The sequence below is a fragment of the Croceibacterium salegens genome (assembly GCF_009827435.1).
Classification (GTDB): Bacteria; Pseudomonadota; Alphaproteobacteria; order Sphingomonadales; family Sphingomonadaceae; genus Croceibacterium_B; species Croceibacterium_B salegens.
In genome coordinates, this window is the sequence record NZ_WTYM01000004.1 from 1 (window position 1) to 250 (window position 250).

General features: G+C 58.8%; 1 pseudogene. It reads left to right on the top strand.

The features are described 5' to 3' along the window. Window positions 1–105: 105 nt before the first annotated feature. Window positions 106–216 (top strand): annotated as a pseudogene (locus GRI89_RS18330) (IS6 family transposase); the annotation flags it as partial. Window positions 217–250: the final 34 nt, after the last annotated feature.

The following is a 250-nucleotide window of genomic DNA, read 5'->3' on the forward strand; positions in this document are numbered from 1 at the left end:
TCCGAGCGAATGCACTTGCAGTTAAGGAGTTGAGTGCAGGGCGGGGTGATGCCTTGACTGAAGAAGTCAGGCAGCTCGTTCAGGTACTTCAACTCCTCGCCCGAGGTGATCCGCCTCGTGTTGATGATGTAGGTCCGGTTCCCTTTGAGCCTGCGCAATGTCGAGGACCTGCTGTCCGAGCGCGGGACCGACATTTGCCATGAGACCGAGCGGCACTAGTGGAACAGGTTCGGTCCGCTATTCGCTGCCG